This window comes from Deltaproteobacteria bacterium (assembly GCA_019309045.1).
Lineage (GTDB): Bacteria > Desulfobacterota > Syntrophobacteria > BM002 > BM002 > JAFDGZ01.
This window is the reverse complement of the sequence record JAFDGZ010000185.1, coordinates 1-3,432: the sequence shown is the minus strand read 5'-3', so window position 1 is coordinate 3,432 and position 3,432 is coordinate 1. Positions and strand designations below refer to the sequence as shown.

Genomic DNA, 3,432 nt, shown 5'->3' with positions numbered 1-3,432 from the left:
TCTGTCTGACTTCCGCCACGATTGAAGGGTCTATATCAGCTATGAGGAGAATTTCCTTCTCACCCCCGTGCGCCACGATTTGTCCCAGAGGATCAATGATTGCCGAACCACCAGTAAAAGTGTGACCACCGCCCTGGCCAACCCTGTTGACTCCCACAACATAGCATTGATTTTCCACGGCTCTGGCTGGCAGAAGAATGTCCCAGTGGCTCTGGCGCTCCGCAGGCCATGAGGCCACAACCATAATCAGACCGCAGTTGTCGGCTACAGATCTAAAAAGCTCGGGGAAACGAAGGTCGTAACAGATAAAGCAGCAGGCCTCCATTCCATCGAGGCGGAATGGTGCCGGTCCTTCCCCGGGGGCGTAATTATCGGATTCACCCAAAATGGATATCAGGTGAGTCTTGGCATAAAGAGATAGATCTTTGCCCTGTTGGTCCACGGCGAGCACCACATTTTGAGGTTTGCCTTGCTCACAAGCCAGCACAAAGCCACCAACCACCAGGGTCTGCAGTTCACGCCCAAGAGAGCGCAGCAGTGTAGGCGTAGGTCCGTTGAGAGGCTCTGCCGTGGTCGAGGTGTCCATGGAAAAGCCGGTGGAAAACATTTCGGGGAAAATTAGAAGGTCGGCTCCCGCTTTCTTGGCCTCCAGGGCGAAAGTACGAGCCTTTTCCAGGTTTGCCGAACGATCATGCCAGCGAATGTCCATTTGTACAGCCGCAACCTTCATGGAAATCACCTTTTCATGCAGAAATTGTCAAAGGAGCAGAGCAGCCGCCTATGCCTGTCTCCTTGCCTGCCTGTCCTGAAGTTCAAGGTTACACTCTTGCTGCTTTCTTGACAAATAGAATTCGGGAAAGCTAGGGTGATGGAACCAAACAGTAGAGAATTACTATGAGCGGAAAAACAGACTCAGGTAGAGCAAACCAGGGCTTCATTCTGGTCATTGACCAGGGAACCTTTGCGACGCGGGCCATGGCAATAGACAGGCGAGGAAGGATTCGAGCAGCAGCCTTTTGCGATGTGTCTCTTTACAGACGCGGCTCCGGTTGTGTTGAACAAGACGCAGCAGAAATCCTTTCTTCTGTGCAACAGGTAGTGGCTGAGGTACTCGACAGTTCTGCTGTCCGACGATTCGGAGTGTCAGCAGCCGGCCTGGCCACGCAGCGCTCCAGCGTGGTGGCCTGGGACAAGCGCAACGGCAAACCCCTTGCTCCCATGCTCAGCTGGCAGGACCGACGCTCAGTGGACTGGTTGCGGCGACTTACTGGGTATGCCCGCCAGATAAAAGATTGCACCGGCCTGCCCCTTTCCCCACATTACGGTGGCAGTAAGCTGCGCTGGTATCTGGACAATGTTCCAGAGGTAAGTCGGGCCAGTTCACAAAATGCTCTCGCTATGGGCCCCCTGGCCAGCTTTCTCCTGTTTCACCTGCTGCAGGAACATCCTTTTGTGGTGGACCAGGCAAATGGTTCCCGCACCCAACTGTGGAATATTGCCACACGCACCTGGGATCCATGGCTGCTCGAGCTTTTTGGCATTCCAGCTGAAGTGCTGCCTCAATGTCGCCCCATATCAGTAAAATATGGAAGCTTGTGTCTGGCAGACATTCCTCTGACTTTGGCAAACGGTGACCAGAATGCTGCTCTCTACAGTCTAGGCAGACCAGCCAGGGACACAGCCATCATTAATATCGGCACCGGCGCATTTATACTGCTGCCCACTGGGAGCAAGCTCTTTCGGCACCCTACGCTCCTGGTAGGTCTAGGAAATAGCAGCAACGGACAGGTGGAGCATTTTGTGGAGGGTACAGTGAATGGAGCCGGCGCAGCTCTGCGGTGGGCAGAGGCGAAGTGGCACCTTGCAGATGTTTCTGGAAAACTGTCCGCCTGGCTGGCTCGTTCAGAAACTCCACCCGTGTTTGTCAATACCGTAGGCGGCCTTGGGTCGCCCTGGTGGCAAGCTGGTCCTGAACCCTCTCTTATTGGTACTGGTGCACCCTGGCAGAGAGCAGTTGCTGTTGCTGAGAGTATCCTCTTCCTTCTGAATGCCAATCTGGAGACTATGGAGGAGGCAGGTTTTAGTGTGAATCGGCTGCAGATCAGTGGTGGTCTGGCCCGCGTGAATGGCCTCTGTCAACGATTGGCCAATCTTACTGGGCGCGTGGTATATCGTCCAGCGGAAACAGAGGCCACTGTTCGCGGTGCCGCCTGGCTGGCAGCTGGATGCCCGCAACGCTGGCCAAAGCCAGGACGAGGCAAGTTCTTCAGGCCCAGCAACGATGCAGGACTCAGGCAGCGCTATAAAAGGTTTCTACAGGCACTGGAGCAGGGTGTCAGAGAATGAGTTGCGACAGACAGATATTGTGTAAGGATCTCCTCTGGCGATCGACCAAGGGATAACCTCACTGGCTGCATAGAGGTTTCGATTTTGATTTGTAAAAAACAATTAAGACAAGGAGATCCATATGAATATCAAAAAGATCGTACTAGTACTTGCCATAGGAACCGTTCTGCTGGCCTATGCTACAGCCTCCTGGGCAGCACGAGGAGCGAGCGGCATTGCCTTTCTCGATGAACAGGGTTTGAGCATTCATGCGAGAGGACTGCGGCCGGATTCCGTCTACACTGTTTGGTTTGTGAACACAAAACCTAAGATGCGTGAAACAGGAGCAGGACGGGCACCATATGCCTTTAGAACGGACTCGAAGGGAAACGGCGTCTATGGTTCCACCCTGGCACGTTCTCCTTTTGGAGAATGGGAGATGATAATGGTGGTACTCCATCCAGGTGGTGATCCATCAACCATGGACAACATGAAGTATGCCTTCAAGGCACAGATTCCCAGATTTCGCTAGACATATGAGAATAGAAAGTGGAGAAGGCATTCTCAGCCTTCTCCACCGCTCCTGCTGGGACCAACACTTATTCATCGGGAATAGTTGTGATGATTTTGTTATTGGCAGGCCGCCGAATGGCCCAGCAATCAACAGCCATCAGGCCCGCCATATTCAGATGCGATTCCAACCGTGCTGCCCTGTGCAGATCTTCCTTCGCCTTAACTTATTCGTTCATAGTCAGCACGCTCGTAGCAGCGGCCGTCTCGTTAGTGGTGACTCAGTCTTTCGCCTCCGAAGTCGACTCTTTCTACGTGGGGCGTCTTGGCCATATTGATGAACTGGTCCAGACAGCGATTCGAGATAGAAGACTTCCGGGCGCAGTGGTCCTGGTGGGTGGACACAACCGCATTTACTACCGCAAGGCCTTTGGCAAGCGTGCCTTGGTTCCATCGATGGAGCCTATGACGGTCGATACGATCTTCGATCTCAGTTCGCTCACGAAAGTGGTGGCCACCACTCCAAGCATTATGCTCCTGGTCGAACAGGGGCGCATCCGGCTAGACAGTCCAGTTGCCGACTACATTCCTGGCTTC

Annotated in this window: 4 protein-coding genes; 3 read left to right on the top strand and 1 reads right to left on the bottom strand. The window is 53.7% G+C overall.

Translation table 11 applies throughout. The annotated features are described in order from the left end of the window. A partial coding sequence (locus tag JRI89_17530; GenBank protein ID MBW2073033.1) for a hypothetical protein occupies positions 1-730 on the bottom strand: 730 nt, incomplete at its 3' end. 164 nt (positions 731-894) lie between these two features. Here JRI89_17530 and JRI89_17525 point away from each other — a divergent pair. The 3 genes from JRI89_17525 to JRI89_17515 form a co-directional block, all read left to right on the top strand. Further along, positions 895-2,346 carry a hypothetical protein gene (locus tag JRI89_17525; GenBank protein ID MBW2073032.1) on the top strand — a complete coding sequence of 484 codons (1,452 nt, stop codon included), beginning with the start codon at positions 895-897 and terminating at the stop codon, positions 2,344-2,346. Between the two features lie 121 nt (positions 2,347-2,467). Then, positions 2,468-2,857, top strand: coding sequence for a hypothetical protein (locus tag JRI89_17520; GenBank protein MBW2073031.1), 390 nt, complete (start codon positions 2,468-2,470; stop codon positions 2,855-2,857). 116 nt (positions 2,858-2,973) lie between these two features. Next, the coding region (locus JRI89_17515; GenBank protein MBW2073030.1) for a beta-lactamase family protein at positions 2,974-3,432 on the top strand (459 nt) is incomplete at its 3' end.

What these genes read in the sequence shown, in the direction of transcription:
- JRI89_17520 (MBW2073031.1), top strand. Translation starts at nt 2,468, where the DNA reads ATGAATATCAAAAAGATCGTACTAGTACTTGCCATAGGAACCGTTCTG.
- JRI89_17525 (MBW2073032.1), top strand. Translation starts at nt 895, where the DNA reads ATGAGCGGAAAAACAGACTCAGGTAGAGCAAACCAGGGCTTCATTCTG.